A 13,714-nucleotide genomic window follows, 5' to 3' on the forward strand; every position below is an offset into this window, starting at 1 on the left:
CCGGTGCCTAGTAAACCCGCGCTTTCGGCTCGATATAGGCGACGTCATTCGACAGGGTGAAATTGTGCACGCCGCGATAGGAGAGGCGGACATTGCCCTCATCGTCGCACCAGGCGAGCGTGTGCTTCATCCAGTTCTCGTCGTCGCGATCCGGGAAGTCCTCGCGCGCATGGGCGCCCCGGCTTTCCTCGCGGGCAACGCCGGAGTTCACGGTGACCGCTGCCTGGGCGACGAGATTGTCGAGCTCCAGCGTTTCCATCAGATCGGTATTCCAGACCATGGAGCGGTCCTCGACGCGGATATCGGGCAGGCCGGCATAGACCTGATTGATGCGTTCCACGCCTTCGCTCATCACCTCGCCGGTGCGGAAGACGGCGCAGTTTTCCTGCATGGCGCGCTGCATCTGATCGCGCAGCTGGGCGGTGCCGGTCTTGCCTTTCGCATTGCGGTACTTGTCGAGACGGGCCAGCGAACTGGCGCCGGCGTCCTTGGGCAGGTCGGGCTGGCTGGAGGCGGCATCGACCGTATCGCCGACGCGGATGCCGGCGGCGCGGCCGAAGACGACGAGGTCGATGAGCGAGTTCGAGCCGAGGCGGTTAGCGCCGTGCACCGACACGCAGGCGGCTTCGCCGACCGCCATCAGGCCCGGCACGACGATCTCCTCGCCCTCCTTGTTCTGGGTCAGGACCTCGCCGTGATAATTGGTCGGGATGCCGCCCATATTATAGTGCACGGTCGGCAGGACCGGGATCGGGTCCTTGGTCACATCGACACCGGCAAAGACGCGCGCGCTTTCCGAGATTCCGGGCAGGCGCTTGTGGATGATGTCCGGGTCGAGATGGTCGAGATGGAGGTAAATGTGGTCCTTGTTGGGGCCGACGCCGCGGCCTTCGCGGATCTCGATGGTCATCGAGCGTGAAACGACGTCGCGGCTGGCGAGATCCTTGGCGGACGGCGCATAGCGCTCCATGAAGCGTTCGCCTTCCGAATTCGTGAGATAGCCGCCTTCGCCGCGCACGCCCTCGGTGATCAGCACGCCGGCGCCGTAAATGCCGGTCGGGTGGAATTGCACGAACTCCATGTCCTGCAGGGGCAGGCCGGCGCGCAGCACCATGGCATTGCCGTCACCGGTACAGGTGTGGGCCGAGGTGCAGGAGAAATAAGCGCGGCCATAGCCGCCGGTCGCGAGGATGACGGTCTTGGCGCGGAAGCGGTGCAGCGTGCCGTCGTCGAGCTTCCAGGCGGTGATGCCGCGGCAGATGCCGTCATCGTCCATGATCAGGTCGAGCGCGAAATACTCGATGAAGAATTCGGTCTCTTCCTTGACGCACTGCCCGTAGAGCGTGTGCAGGATGGCGTGACCGGTGCGGTCGGCGGCGGCACAGGTGCGCTGCACCGAGCCTTCGCCATAATTGCGGGTCATGCCGCCAAAGGCGCGCTGGTAAATCTTACCGTCTTCGGTCCGAGAGAAGGGTACGCCCCAGTGTTCGAGCTCGTACACGGCATCCGGCGCATTGCGGCAGAGATATTCGATGGCATCCTGGTCGCCGAGCCAGTCGGAGCCCTTGACGGTGTCGTACATGTGCCAGCGCCAGTCGTCCTCGCCCATATTGCCGAGCGAGGCGGAAATGCCGCCTTGTGCCGCGACAGTGTGCGAACGGGTCGGGAAGACTTTGGAGATGCAGGCGGTCTTCAGGCCGGACTGGGCGGCCCCGAGCGCGGCGCGCAGGCCCGATCCGCCGGCGCCCACGACGACAACGTCATAGGTGTGATCGATCCAGATGTATTCGGACATGTCTTCTAGTCTTCCCGTTATCCCGTCACGGCGAGGCGGATGAGGGCGTAGGCGCCCGCCAGCCACAGGCCGTAAGTGATCAGCGTGTTGGCGATCAGGAGAAATATCCTGGCGCCGGATGTGTGGATGTAGTCCTCGACCACGACCTGCAAACCGAGGCGCATGTGGTAGAGCGTCGCAGTCAGGGTGATGAGCGTCAGGATCGCGCCCCAGGCCGAGCCGAAGAAGGCGCGGCTGGCGGCCGGATCGGGTGCGCCGGAGAAGGCCAGCGCGATCACGAAGACCGGCATGGACAGGGCCAGCGCGATGGCGCTGACGCGCTGGCCGACAAAGTGATGCACGCCGGATTTCGCCGAGCCGAGCTTGTTGATGCGCTTGGCGGGGGTCAGGAAGCTCATGATGCGCCTCCCGTCAGGGCAAAGAACCAGATGACGGCCGGCGGCACGACCGAAGCGCCAATGATGATGGTCGAGCGGAGATTCGAGCCGGCGGGGTCGAAGCCCTTCCCAGCGTCCCAGGCAAGGTGTCGCAGGCCATTGAAGAAGTGGTAGGTCACCGACCAGGTGAGGACGATCAGCCCGATTGTCGTAAGCCAGGCCAAAGATCCGGTTGTCAGGATCTCTACGGCGCCCTCGCTGCCGGTCGCCAACAGCACCAGCCAGACTGTCAGCACGACCGCGCCGATGTAATTGATGATGCCGGAAACGCGGTGGAGGATGGATGACAGCATGGTCGCGTGCCATCGCCACACGGACAGGTGTGGCGAAAGCGGCCGCGTATCGGTGGTTCCGCTGGCCATTTGGTTTTCCCTGATCAGACAAATCCCAATTCGGGCGAGACAATAAGCTGCGCCGGTCTCAAATCAATGCGCGGCTGCGGCGGGATTGATCCCGATGATTAAACGAGCTTTCTTTCGCGAAGGTGTGAAAATTTGGACCAGGATATATTGGGCCGATGCGACAGAAAGTGAATCTCGCGAAATTCAACGCGGAATTTGAGTATCCATACAATTTGCGACAGGAAGATTTCTTGTTGGCAATGCAGGACGTTTATGACTTTTTTCAGGATGTTAATGCCCTTCTCGTCGGCCGTGGCTTGCACAGACTCGATGATATGTTGCGGCCGGCGGCAATGTCCGGATTGATCTCGGACATGCTCACCACCAGCATGGCAAAGCACGCCAGATCGCTTGTCGAGAATTCTTTCTTTAATGGCCATCCGGACTTGCTCGTTAATGGGAAATATCCGGATAACGCTGTGAAGTCCGGGACCGAAGGTATTGAAATCAAAAGCACTCGGAAAAGAGGCGGAGCCGTAGATACGCATGGAGCACGTGAGCAATGGATGTGCGTGTTTGTGTATCAGGTCGATGCTACCAGCCAGCCGACATCGGAAAGGAGCCCAATGAAATTCACCGAAGTCTATCTCGGATACGTTGAAATTGGCGACTTTCGGAAAAATTCTCGCGGTGAACTCGGTACGAGAACCGCAACACTTGACAGATTTGGCTTGTCAAAACTTAGAAAACAGTGGGTTTATTTAGATTGATGAAGCTTGCTTAGTTTTGGAATGGCTAATTGCGCGAGTTCAAAATAATAAGGGTCAATTTCCAAGCCTATGCTTGAGTATCCGAGGGCATTTGCGGCAGCAAGCGTCGAAGCGCATCCAGCGAACGGATCTAAGATGGTGCCCTCTCCCAACGGTAGCGAGCCCCTTACTATTTGTCGCATGAAGGCTTGAGGCTTCAGGGACGGATGTGGAGCAATTCGCCGTTCAATTGCCCGCGTCGGTGAAGATTGAATAACATCAGCGAAGGGTCTGTCACTCGATATCCTGCGAAATCCACCGGTTCTCCATTTTCTAAGATTGTCTTGCACCCGGCCTTCGAGCGGTTTTCGGAGTACAACCCAAGGCTCCCACATAGAACGCGGCATCACGCTCACATCAGAGAACTCCTCATGAGCGTTTTTCGGGCGATCGCCGCCCCGCATGGTCGTGGTTAAACGGGAAATAGCACCGCGATGTTCAAGCCCTGCATCTGACATTGCCGATGCAACGATATGAAATAGCAGCGAATTGCTTGCCACGACAACATTCGCACCAGGCACAAGAACACGGTTTAACTTCACACCCAGACGTTTGAAAAAGCGAAAGATAGCCACACGATCTTTGTCTGTGAGCGTGGTAAAGCGCGGCAGTGGTGCGCGTTTCGCCCCGTCAAAGGTTGGAGGAATTCGCCATACACCACCCTGACCAGACTGGAGCTTCTTTTGCTCGGTAGAGCTGTATTCAACAATGCCATAAGGCGGGTCAGTTACGATCGCCTCGATGCTGTTCGGCTTCCTGTTCGAAAGCCAATCCATACAGTCGGCCAGATAAAGTGAAGCCCTCTCATGATGAAACTTGCGGTGATCGCGCGATTTGACGGGAGTGGGCAGGTTGCTTTCATCGCGCTTTATAAGGCGATACTCACCTCGGTCAGTGCGTTCGAAAAGCCGAGGCGTATTGAGGTTCAGGTATGATCGAACAGAAGACGAAGCGACTTGGGTGCCCAGCGCTCGTTCAACAGCTAAAGCAATGTCCGCTAATCGCGCTGCGCCTTCAATATCGCTTAGATACGCGATTATAGAATCACGGACGACGCCCGGAGCGACGGTCATGTGACTGATCTCCAATTTGCGATCAGTAACATGGGGGAATGACGTCTAGACGTCAATATCAATTTAGAATTGTGCACTTGAAGCGCTTGGATACATTGCGTTTACGCGCCAAAGTTAGATCTCTCGCAGCTACTTCATCAACAAGAGAGAGTCTCAAATCAATGCGCGGCTGCGGTGAACCGGCGCGCCGGATCGGAGGGTCCGTCCGATCAACCTATTTACCTTTCTGGGGAAAATCGTAGTCTGAACCTTTAAGTGTATCGGGGACGGGGTGGTTGGATGACAGACATCAAACGTTTTCGCGAAACGCCCGGACGGCGGATATCGGATATCATCAAGAAGATCGCGCTTTACCGCGGGAAGGATGCCGAGGTGGAGCTGATCCAGGCTTTTGGCGAAGCCCGGCTCAAGGCGATCTATGCGGGTGACGAACCGCGGTTCAGCGAACTGGAGGAAATTGCGTCGATCCTGTCCGTGCCGTTGTCGACCTTCCAGCTGTCCTGTCCCGGTGATTTTCCGGAGCTAGAGATTGCGTGGATGGAAATCCTTTACCATGCATACAGTTTGAACCGCCGCGAACGCGAGAAGCTGGCATCCGACATGACGGGGCTTGTCCCTGACCCGATGGAGTGCGGCAATGTGCTCGATCTCACGCGGCGTCAGAAGAACCGGCGCACCCCCAGCTAGCGCTTAAAGCGAAATAATCCCCCTTGCGTAGCGTTCGTGCTATACACACGCTTCAATAGAAATCCGGATCCTTGTGAATGGCGCTTCAGACCATCCTCGTTCTTCACGCCCCTGACGATGCCAGGGATGCTTTTCGCATGGCGGAAGCGTTGTCGGCTGCGTCGGGCGGGGAGCTGGACGTCCGCCCCCTGCCGGCCGTGGATGACGACGCCCCCGGGGGGCTGGACGGCGTAACCGATATCGTGCTGATCGCCTCGGAGGCGGCTGTCGCCTCCCTCGCAGTCAGCCTCATCCTGGATGATTTTCTTGAAGCGAATGACCGTGAGCGGGTCTTTCCGATCGTGTCGTCGCGTGCGGCGGGCCAGGAGTCTGCGAACGCATTCATCAGCCCGTTGCTCAAATACCAGCGCACGTCGGATGACGGTCTCCTGGAAAGCGTGATGACGCCGGTGTCTGTGGCCGGCGATTTGCGGACGGAAACAGCCCGTGCGATCGCCGACCGCCTGTCGTCAAAGTTCCCCGCACAGGGGCTTTTTGGCTTGCAGCGTTTCGCGGAGCGGCCCGGTGTCGGCTGGGGCGTCGCCGCCGGTCTTGCCTTGCTGGCCGGCGTGTTCGGGGTCGAAATGATCGACCGCGACCGGCAGCTCGCCGAAGCCGATCTGGCGATCCACCAGGCGCGCGTGGAATCGACACGGCTGCTGGCGCGGCTCGAAGACACGCTTCCGGCGGACGCCCGCCGCGAAGTGTTTGCACGGCTCGGCGAGGACGTGATCTTAATGGCAGGCGCGGACGCGCCGGATGCCTCTGAAGAGGACCTTTCCCGCCTTGCGCAGCTTTTACACGTCGTCGGCGAGGCGCGGCGCGAGAATAATGATGTGGATGGCGCGTTTGCGGCGTTCAATGCCGCTGCGGGGATCAGCGGCCAATTGCTGGCTATGGCGCCGGAAGATCCGCAGCGTATATTCGATCACGCTCAGTCCGTTTTCTGGATCGGCGATTTGGGATTTATCTCCGGCCGTTATGAAATAGCCGCGGAACAGTATGCAGAATACGAACGCCTTGCGGCTCTGCTCATCGAGATTGATCCGGAGAATCCGGTTTACCGCGGCGAATGGGCTTATGCGCAAATCAACTCCGGCATCATTGATCTCGAGTTCGACAATTGGACTGGCGCGCTCGCGCGCTTCGATCTCGCGGCGGAGCTCTTCCAGGACGGGCTGATTGAACAGGGCGTTATCAGCGAAACCAGCCTTGCCAATGCTTATGGCTGGGCGGCGGCACCGCTCCGATCCCTGGGGCGACTGACAGAAGCGGCGGAGCGGCGTCAGCAGGAAATCGCCATCCTCGTGGACAGCCTCGCCGAAAATCCGGAGAGCCGGACGCGCCGCAACCGGCTGCTGTCAGCCCGCACGGCGTTGGCCATCCTGCAAATGGATCTTGGAGATCTTGACGCGGCCCAGGCGCAGATCGATTTGGCTGGCGAATTGGCGTCCGACCTGTCGGCCGAGTGGCCGGCGAACCGGTCGATTCTGCGGCAACATCTCACTCTGGAACGCCAGCGCGCCCGCCTTGCCTTGTGGCGCGGCGATCTCAGGACGGCGCAGCTTATCAATGCGCGGGCGCGGCTCGAGTTCGCCAATTCGGCGGATGCGGAGATCGACGATCACCGCTATGTCGACGCCGCCTATTTCGACCTGCTGGCCGGCGAAATCGCGATCTCGGCCGGTGCGTATGATGCGGCGTTGTCATCGGCAGCGGCGGCACTGGTGAGTTTCGAGCGAGATATCAGAACCACCGGCTCCCGATTAAGGCACTTCGCGGCGGCATCATTGCTGATCCAGGGACAGGCTTTGGACGCCATCGGCGGGCGCGGCGAAGCCGAGCGCGCCTGGCGCGCCGGTCTTGCCCATATCGATGCGATGCCGGAGCCGCGCGACCTTCGCGCCGAGGATTATCGTGCCCGCTTGCTCTGGGAGCTCGAACAACGCGATGCGGCCGAAGCGATCCGCACGCAACTGGCCGCCAGCGAGTACAACCGGCCGGACTTCCGGTCATTCTGGAATCAACCCGAGAGCTCGGTGAATACCGCGAGCGCGACGTTAAGCGAGGAGCAAGATGGCTAACCCGACCAGCGCCTTTTTCCAAAGCCTGGGTTTTTCCGGGAAAGATGTGAAGCAGATCGCGGTCAACGTTTTTCCCTACATGTTCGAACAGGGCGGCCAGCTGGTCGCCGGCTGGAAGGCCTATGCGGGCACTCATTGCGGCGATATCCGGTCAAGCCTCGCGACCGATTACATTTTCGCCGTCACCGATCCCGACTGGGAGTTTGCCGAGTTCGAACTCGGCGGCAAAACCTGGCCTGGGCTTTCGATCTATCCGGATGATGGTTGTGCGACAGTCGCGTTTGGCGATGAGAACCGCCGCAGCGTGATTCTCCAAAATACGTGCGACAAGCTCTACACGCACCGCTATCAGCTGGTGCTGAAACACCGTCAAACGGGCGAGATCGCAATCTGCGATCCGGGCTCGGGCAATGAGAACGGCAAGGGCGGCGACTGAAAAAAAGTGACCCGGTGAACGGGCATTAGTGCTTTCTGCGCGTTTTGGTGTACTCTATAAGCTCGTTAAAGCTGTATCGAGTCGCCTTTGCGGGAGCGCTGCCATGATTGACCATTCCCCTCGAAGCGCCACAAGTGTGGATATGCATGTCGGTTCGCGTATCCGCCTGCGGCGCCAATTGCTGAAAATGAGCCAGGAAGCGCTGGGCAATGAGCTCGGCGTAACGTTCCAGCAGGTCCAGAAATACGAGCGCGGTGCGAACCGGGTCGGTGCGAGCCGGCTGTATTCGCTGTCGCGGGTGCTGGATGTGCCGGTTTCCTACTTTTTCGAGGGGTTGGACGCCGAGCCGTCGGGCCGCTCGGATGGCACGGACGACCGGTCGGTCATTCAGGACCTGATCCAGAGCCATGACGGTGTGGCGCTGGCACAGGCCTTCTCGCAGATCGAGACCCCGAAGGTGCGCCGCCGGGTGATCGAGCTGGTCCGTTCGCTGTCGAGTGAGGAGGAGTAATCCTCACTCCATCCGCAGGCTTTGTGGCAGACGCTCCTCGATGACATTCCCGTCCTCGACATAAACAACGCCGCCCTTCATCACGAAATCGACGCTCTGCAATAGCGAGGGATAGGTCAGGAGATCGCCCTCGACGGCGATGATGTCGGCGTACAGGCCCGCCTGGATCCGGCCCCACTGATCCTGAACGCCCATCAGCACGGACGGCCAGTAGGTCGCCGAGCGGACGACGTCCATGACCGGAACGTCGAGCTCGCGGGTCCAGATGTCGATCTCGTTCCAGGTCGACTGGCAATGGAATTTGGTGGGGATGCCGGAATCGGTGCCGATCAGCATGACGACACCGGCCTCGCGCAATTGCTCGAACTTGCGGCGCAAAGTCGGACGGCGCAGCGGGGTGAGCTGCATGTATTCGAGCTGATCGACATGTTCGAGCGACGCTTCGATGTCGGCGATGGTGTCCGGCTGCAAGCCGCGATGCCAGCAGGTATTGTCGAGACGTTCGGGATTGTCCCGCGTGCGTTCGTAATTCCACAAGCCTTCAATCGTCGGCGTCCAGTAGAGCGGGCCGCCGCGGACCCGGCCTTGCGAGGTGCGGCGGCGCAGGGCTTCAATGACTTCGGGCGGATATTCCGGTGCGGTGGTGAGGCCGGTGTGCTCGAAATTGTCGACCCCGACGTCGAGGCCGATAAGGATTTCGTCGGCGCGGTGGGAATGGCCGACCACGCGCAGGCCGTGCGCATGGGCTTCGTCTACCAGGGCGCGGACTTCCTCGATCTCCATCTCGTCCTGGTCGACAAGCTTGATGATATCGACGCCGGCCTCGGCCAGTTCGCGCACCCGGGCGCGGGCTTCACGCACCGATGAAATACCCCAGCGATAGGCCTCGGTGCCGGGATAGGGCTCGTTTTGCAGGAAGGGTCCGGAGACGAAGAGGCGCGGGCCCGGCAGTTCGCCGGCATTGATGCGGTCGCGGATCGACAGGCTCTCCGCCAGCGGGGCTCCCAGATCGCGTGCCGTGGTCACGCCGGCGAGGAGCAGCTGGACGGCCGAGGCCGGCATGATCTCGTCCTCGAAGCGGTCGCGATAGGCCGGGTGCCAGTGGGCATAGTCGGCGTGGCCGGTCAGCATGAGATGCGCATGCATCTCCCACAGGCCGGGCAGCACGGTCATGCCCTCTGTCGAGACGATCTCATAGCCGTCGGGTACGGGCAGCGAATCCTGATTGCCCACCGCGGTGATGCGGTCATCTTCGACAAGGATGACGGAATTGCGGACCGGCGGGCCGCCATTGCCGTCGATCAGCGTGCCGCCGACGAGCGCCTGCCGGTCCTGCGCCGTGGCGGTGGCGGTCAGGACCAGCCCGGCGGCCAGCGCAAACATGCGTGTCATCATGATAAAGCCCCTCGAGAATCTGTCGGGCCGACACTAGGCCGAACTCCGCCCTGCGGCCAAGGGTCGCGATGAGGTGTTTGAGTGCACATGCGCCCTGTCACCAACATTATGTTCGCGTTATGTTCCGGTCCACAAGAGGAGACCGGAATGCCGAAGCGGAGCCTGATCGACAAGCTGTCCATTCTCGCCGATGCCGCGAAATACGATGCCTCTTGCGCGTCGTCCGGTACGACGAAACGGGATTCGCGGGGCAAGGCGGGGATCGGATCCAGTGGCGGGATGGGTATCTGCCATGCCTATGCGCCGGACGGGCGGTGCATCTCGCTTCTGAAAGTGCTGCTGACCAATTTCTGCATTTATGACTGCCGCTATTGCGTCAACCGGGTGTCGTCGAATGTCGAGCGGGCGCGGTTCTCACCTAAAGAGCTCGCGCAGCTCACGATCGATTTCTACAAGCGCAACTATATCGAGGGGCTGTTCCTGTCCTCGGGCATCATCCGCAATGCCGATTACACGATGGAGCAGATCAATGAAGTGGCGCGCCTCCTGCGCGAGGAGCACCATTTCCGCGGCTATATCCATCTCAAGACAATTCCCGAGGCGGCGCCGGAGCTGATCGAGGCGGCAGGACGGCTCGCCGACCGTTTGTCGATCAATATCGAATTGCCGACCGAGACCGGCTTGCGGCAATTGGCGCCGGAAAAGACGGGCACGTCGATCCGAAGGGCGATGGCCGGGGTGAAGACCGGTATCCAGGCCGCCACGTCCGATCCGGGCCGCAGTGAAAAAGCCCGGCGGGCGAGGACGTCATTCTCGCCGTCCGGGCAGAGCAGCCAGATGATTGTTGGCGCCGATGCGTCCGACGATGGCATGATTTTGAAGACCGCCGCAGGGCTCTATGCCGGCTACAGCCTGAAGCGGGTCTATTACTCGGCGTTCTCGCCGATCCCGGATGCGTCCGGCGATCTGCCGCCGCAAGCCCCGCCCTTGAAGCGCGAGCACCGGCTTTACCAGGCCGACTGGATGTTCCGATTCTACGGGTTCGATGTCGAGGAAATCGTGCCGGCGGACGGCGACGCCATGCTGGATCTTGATCTCGATCCGAAGCTGGCATGGGCGCTGCGCAACCGGCATCTTTATCCGCTCGATCTGAATACGGCCGACCGCGAACTTCTTCTTCGCGTGCCGGGGCTGGGTCCGCGCTCGGTCGACCGTATCCTCCAGGCGCGGCGCAACGGGCTGTTGCGGCTCGACGGGGTGAAACGCATTGCGCGGTCAATAAGGAAATCGCTGCCCTTCATCCAGACGATCGATTATTCGCCGGGCGGCCTGACCGACAGCGCCGATTTGCGTGCCCGCTTCGCGCCGCCCGCCCAGCAGCTGCAGCTGATCTGACGCGATGTATTCGGTTGAGTTGGCAACGCCGTCGGATTTCGATGGGTGGCGCGATGCGGCGCGGCGGCTCGCATCGCACCGCATCCCGGCATCAGACGTCTGCTGGCGCGCGGGCGGCGAGGGCGAAGATCTGTTCGCGGCGGCAAATGACCTGCCCGAAACCGACGGTCCGCACCCGGTCCGGGCCTCGAAGCGGTTTCTCGATTTCGCGGAACGCGCCGTCTGCCGTGGCGATCCCTCGCGGTTTGCGCGGCTCTACAAGCTGCTGATGCGCCTGCAGGACAAACCGCGCCTGCTGGGCGATGCGGCGGATGGCGATGTCGCCTGGCTGATGGGGCTTGAAAAATCGGTGCGGCGCGACATTCACAAAATGCATGCTTTCGTGCGCTTCCGGAAAACCGGCGAACGGGACGGGCGTGAAACTTTTGTTGCGTGGTTCGAGCCGGAACACCGGATCGTCCGGCTCGCATCGACTTTTTTCCGCAACCGCTTTGCCAATATGGACTGGACGATATTGACGCCGCATGAGTCTGTGAGATGGGACGGCGTCCGGCTGGAATTCGGATCGGGCGCTCGGCGCGAGGATGCCCCGGCGGACGATGCTCTGGAAGAGCACTGGAAAACCTATTTCCGGTCCATCTTCAATCCGGCCCGGGTGAAGATCTCGGCGATGACCTCGGAAATGCCGCGAAAATACTGGAAGAATTTGCCCGAGGCGTCGTTGATCCGCGAGATGATCGCAGAGGCGCCGCGGCGGGCGCGGGAGATGGCGCTGAATGCAATCAGCGAGCCGGCGCCGCTCGCTGCGAAAATCGCGGAACGGCGGGCGGCGATGCCGGACGGCGACCCGCAGACGCTCGCCGAGGCGCGGCAATTCGTGCAGGCGTGCCGCCGCTGCGGGTTGTGCGATCACGCCAGCCAGGCGGTGTTCGGCGAAGGGCCGGACAATGCGCGCCTGATGATTGTCGGCGAACAGCCGGGCGATCAGGAGGATCTGGCGGGGCGTCCCTTTGTCGGGCCGGCGGGCGAGGTGCTGGATGCCGGGCTCGAAGCCGCGGGGCTCGACCGGTCGCAGGCCTGGATCACCAATGCGGTCAAGCACTTCAAGTTCAAGCGGCGGGGCAAACGCCGCCTGCACCAGACGCCGGACACTAGCGAAATCGATCAGTGCCGATGGTGGCTCGATTTCGAGCGGGCGCAGGTGAAGCCCGAATTGATCGTGGCGCTGGGCGCGACGGCATGCCGGTCATTGCTCGGTCCGCGTGTCCGGTTGGCGGATGTGCGCGGAAAGATCGTCAAACCGCGCGGCACGCCGGTCCTGGTAACCTATCACCCCGCCTATCTGCTGCGCGAGCCCGACGCCGACACCAATGCGCAGGCCAAGGCCGCCTTCGCCAACGATCTCTGCCGCGCGCGGGAATTTCTTGCGGCGCGACTGGCGGGCCGCCGCGTCGGCGCTATGTTGCTCTGGCGAAGGAGAAATATGCCATGTCCCTGTCCAAACCCGCCGCCGTTGTCACCGGTGCCTCGACCGGTATCGGTCATGCCACGGCCAAAGTGCTCATCAAGAAGGGCTGGCATGTCTTCGCCGGTGTCCGGAAGGATGAGGATGCCGCGAAGCTCCGCGAGGCGTTCGGCGACGATGTCACGCCGCTGTCGATGGAAGTGACCAGCAGCGAGTCGATGAATGCGGCCGGCGACAAGGTGCGCGCGGCATTGGGCGGCAAGACGCTGCGCGGCCTGGTCTGCAATGCGGGTGTCGCTGTCACGGGACCGCTTTTGCATATCCCGATCGACGAGGTGGAAAAGCAGCTCGACATCAATGTGCTGGGCGTCATCCGCACGGTGCAGGCTTTCGGTCCGTTGCTCGGCGCGGACCGGAGCCTGGACGGACAGCCCGGGCGGATCGTCACCATGTCCTCGGTTGCCGGCAAGATGGGCATGCCGTTCGTCGGCCCATACGCCGCGTCGAAACACGCGCTGGAAGGCCTGTCGAAATCGCTCCGCAAGGAGCTCGCGCTGTATGGTATCAGCGTTCACATTATCGGGCCGGGCGCGGTCGCCACGCCGATCTGGGACAAGGCGGACGACACCTCCGAAGTGGACCGCTACAAGCATACGGATTTCGCCGCCGCGATGCAGAAAGTCTTCAAATGGATGATGGACCGCGGACCCAAGGGCCTCGCGCCGGAACGGATCGGGCGCCGGGTGCATCACTGCCTGACCGCGGACGATCCGAAGCTGCGTTATGCCGAGGTGCCGGACCGGCTGACCAATTGGACACTGCCGCTGCTTTTGCCGGAAAAACTGGTGGACCGGCAGGTCATCAAGCGGCTGGGATTGAGGCCAGAGGGCCGGGGAGCGTAATGAAGAACGCTAAGTATATGTAATATATACGTTATTTCGTGAAGATCAATAAATTACAAGAAATTTTTGTTTGGAGCTGCGAATCCTGGGACTTGCTCGATAAATAGATGTGAGAGCGAAGCTCTCTGCGTCCTCATTTAAGGCGTAAATAATTGAATTTAAGGAGTTATTCTTATGATTGATATTGTAGTCCTATTTGTCATGTGTGCCCAGCTTTGTGTGGCGCTGTATAACGTTCATAACCGCAGATAGACGGCGGAAGAAGGTGGCAGCTCCTTCGTAAGCGGGACAGTCGGCTGCACCAAAGGCTGACAAGCGCGAAATTGGCTCTAGGCTCGCCGGAAA

The 13,714-nt window shown here is 60.9% G+C and carries 13 protein-coding genes; 8 read left to right on the forward strand and 5 right to left on the reverse strand.

Annotation, left to right across the window (positions count from 1 at the left end; genetic code table 11):
• Positions 1 to 7: 7 nt before the first annotated feature.
• Genes sdhA through sdhC form a run of 3 tightly spaced genes read right to left on the reverse strand, consistent with a single transcriptional unit; the run spans position 8 to position 2,594 of the window.
• On the reverse strand, positions 8 to 1,795 hold the full coding sequence (sdhA, locus tag ACO08C_RS08620; RefSeq protein ID WP_421784907.1) for a succinate dehydrogenase flavoprotein subunit: 1,788 nt from the start codon (positions 1,793 to 1,795) through the stop codon (positions 8 to 10).
• Between the two features lie 17 nt (positions 1,796 to 1,812).
• Positions 1,813 to 2,193: a succinate dehydrogenase, hydrophobic membrane anchor protein gene (gene sdhD, locus ACO08C_RS08625; protein WP_421784908.1), complete on the reverse strand. Its 381-nt coding sequence runs from the start codon at positions 2,191 to 2,193 to the stop codon at positions 1,813 to 1,815.
• Entirely contained in the window at positions 2,190 to 2,594 is a 405-nt protein-coding gene (gene sdhC, locus ACO08C_RS08630; protein WP_421784910.1) for a succinate dehydrogenase, cytochrome b556 subunit, read from the reverse strand. The genes sdhD and sdhC overlap by 4 nt, the downstream gene beginning before the upstream one ends.
• A 155-nt stretch (positions 2,595 to 2,749) precedes the next feature.
• Here sdhC and ACO08C_RS08635 point away from each other — a divergent pair, with 155 nt between their 5' ends.
• Positions 2,750 to 3,343 (forward strand): hypothetical protein, encoded by a 594-nt coding sequence (locus tag ACO08C_RS08635; RefSeq protein ID WP_421784912.1) that lies wholly within the window; start codon positions 2,750 to 2,752, stop codon positions 3,341 to 3,343.
• Here ACO08C_RS08635 and ACO08C_RS08640 read toward each other — a convergent pair.
• On the reverse strand, positions 3,331 to 4,455 hold the full coding sequence (locus ACO08C_RS08640) for a DNA-methyltransferase (RefSeq protein ID WP_421784914.1): 1,125 nt from the start codon (positions 4,453 to 4,455) through the stop codon (positions 3,331 to 3,333). The two genes, ACO08C_RS08635 and ACO08C_RS08640, sit on opposite strands and share 13 nt — an antisense overlap.
• 279 nt (positions 4,456 to 4,734) lie before the next feature.
• Here ACO08C_RS08640 and ACO08C_RS08645 point away from each other — a divergent pair, with 279 nt between their 5' ends.
• From ACO08C_RS08645 to ACO08C_RS08660, 4 genes are all read left to right on the forward strand, one after another.
• Complete coding sequence (locus ACO08C_RS08645; protein ID WP_421784916.1) at positions 4,735 to 5,142, forward strand: hypothetical protein; 408 nt, start codon at positions 4,735 to 4,737, stop codon at positions 5,140 to 5,142.
• A gap of 77 nt (positions 5,143 to 5,219) precedes the next feature.
• Positions 5,220 to 7,265 carry a hypothetical protein gene (locus ACO08C_RS08650; RefSeq protein ID WP_421784917.1) on the forward strand — a complete coding sequence of 682 codons (2,046 nt, stop codon included), beginning with the start codon at positions 5,220 to 5,222 and terminating at the stop codon, positions 7,263 to 7,265.
• Positions 7,258 to 7,701, forward strand: a complete 444-nt coding sequence (locus tag ACO08C_RS08655; RefSeq protein ID WP_421784918.1) for a hypothetical protein — start codon at positions 7,258 to 7,260, stop codon at positions 7,699 to 7,701. Before ACO08C_RS08650 ends, ACO08C_RS08655 begins: the two co-directional genes overlap by 8 nt.
• A 103-nt stretch (positions 7,702 to 7,804) precedes the next feature.
• Entirely contained in the window at positions 7,805 to 8,212 is a 408-nt protein-coding gene (locus ACO08C_RS08660) for a helix-turn-helix domain-containing protein (protein WP_421784919.1), read from the forward strand.
• A 3-nt stretch (positions 8,213 to 8,215) separates the two neighbouring features.
• On the opposite strand, the gene ACO08C_RS08665 is transcribed toward ACO08C_RS08660, so the two are convergent.
• On the reverse strand, positions 8,216 to 9,604 hold the full coding sequence (locus ACO08C_RS08665; protein WP_421788678.1) for an amidohydrolase family protein: 1,389 nt from the start codon (positions 9,602 to 9,604) through the stop codon (positions 8,216 to 8,218).
• A gap of 150 nt (positions 9,605 to 9,754) precedes the next feature.
• On the opposite strand from ACO08C_RS08665, the gene ACO08C_RS08670 reads away from it, so the two are divergent.
• From ACO08C_RS08670 to ACO08C_RS08680, 3 genes are read left to right on the forward strand one after another with little or no spacing between them, the layout of a single operon-like run.
• Positions 9,755 to 11,002, forward strand: a complete 1,248-nt coding sequence (locus tag ACO08C_RS08670; protein WP_421784920.1) for a putative DNA modification/repair radical SAM protein — start codon at positions 9,755 to 9,757, stop codon at positions 11,000 to 11,002.
• A 4-nt stretch (positions 11,003 to 11,006) separates the two neighbouring features.
• Positions 11,007 to 12,671 (forward strand): UdgX family uracil-DNA binding protein, encoded by a 1,665-nt coding sequence (locus ACO08C_RS08675; RefSeq protein WP_421784921.1) that lies wholly within the window; start codon positions 11,007 to 11,009, stop codon positions 12,669 to 12,671.
• Positions 12,560 to 13,369 (forward strand): SDR family NAD(P)-dependent oxidoreductase, encoded by an 810-nt coding sequence (locus tag ACO08C_RS08680; protein ID WP_421788680.1) that lies wholly within the window; start codon positions 12,560 to 12,562, stop codon positions 13,367 to 13,369. Before ACO08C_RS08675 ends, ACO08C_RS08680 begins: the two co-directional genes overlap by 112 nt.
• Positions 13,370 to 13,714 lie beyond the last annotated feature (345 nt).

This window comes from Hyphobacterium sp. (assembly GCF_965229905.1).
Lineage (GTDB): Bacteria > Pseudomonadota > Alphaproteobacteria > Caulobacterales > Maricaulaceae > Hyphobacterium.

What these genes read in the sequence shown, in the direction of transcription:
- sdhC (WP_421784910.1), bottom strand. Translation starts at nt 2,594, where the DNA reads ATGGCCAGCGGAACCACCGATACGCGGCCGCTTTCGCCACACCTGTCC.
- ACO08C_RS08650 (WP_421784917.1), top strand. Translation starts at nt 5,220, where the DNA reads ATGGCGCTTCAGACCATCCTCGTTCTTCACGCCCCTGACGATGCCAGG.
- ACO08C_RS08655 (WP_421784918.1), top strand. Translation starts at nt 7,258, where the DNA reads ATGGCTAACCCGACCAGCGCCTTTTTCCAAAGCCTGGGTTTTTCCGGG.
- ACO08C_RS08660 (WP_421784919.1), top strand. Translation starts at nt 7,805, where the DNA reads ATGATTGACCATTCCCCTCGAAGCGCCACAAGTGTGGATATGCATGTC.
- ACO08C_RS08670 (WP_421784920.1), top strand. Translation starts at nt 9,755, where the DNA reads ATGCCGAAGCGGAGCCTGATCGACAAGCTGTCCATTCTCGCCGATGCC.
- ACO08C_RS08665 (WP_421788678.1), bottom strand. Translation starts at nt 9,604, where the DNA reads ATGACACGCATGTTTGCGCTGGCCGCCGGGCTGGTCCTGACCGCCACC.
- ACO08C_RS08645 (WP_421784916.1), top strand. Translation starts at nt 4,735, where the DNA reads ATGACAGACATCAAACGTTTTCGCGAAACGCCCGGACGGCGGATATCG.
- ACO08C_RS08640 (WP_421784914.1), bottom strand. Translation starts at nt 4,455, where the DNA reads ATGACCGTCGCTCCGGGCGTCGTCCGTGATTCTATAATCGCGTATCTA.
- sdhD (WP_421784908.1), bottom strand. Translation starts at nt 2,193, where the DNA reads ATGAGCTTCCTGACCCCCGCCAAGCGCATCAACAAGCTCGGCTCGGCG.
- ACO08C_RS08675 (WP_421784921.1), top strand. Translation starts at nt 11,007, where the DNA reads ATGTATTCGGTTGAGTTGGCAACGCCGTCGGATTTCGATGGGTGGCGC.
- ACO08C_RS08635 (WP_421784912.1), top strand. Translation starts at nt 2,750, where the DNA reads ATGCGACAGAAAGTGAATCTCGCGAAATTCAACGCGGAATTTGAGTAT.
- sdhA (WP_421784907.1), bottom strand. Translation starts at nt 1,795, where the DNA reads ATGTCCGAATACATCTGGATCGATCACACCTATGACGTTGTCGTCGTG.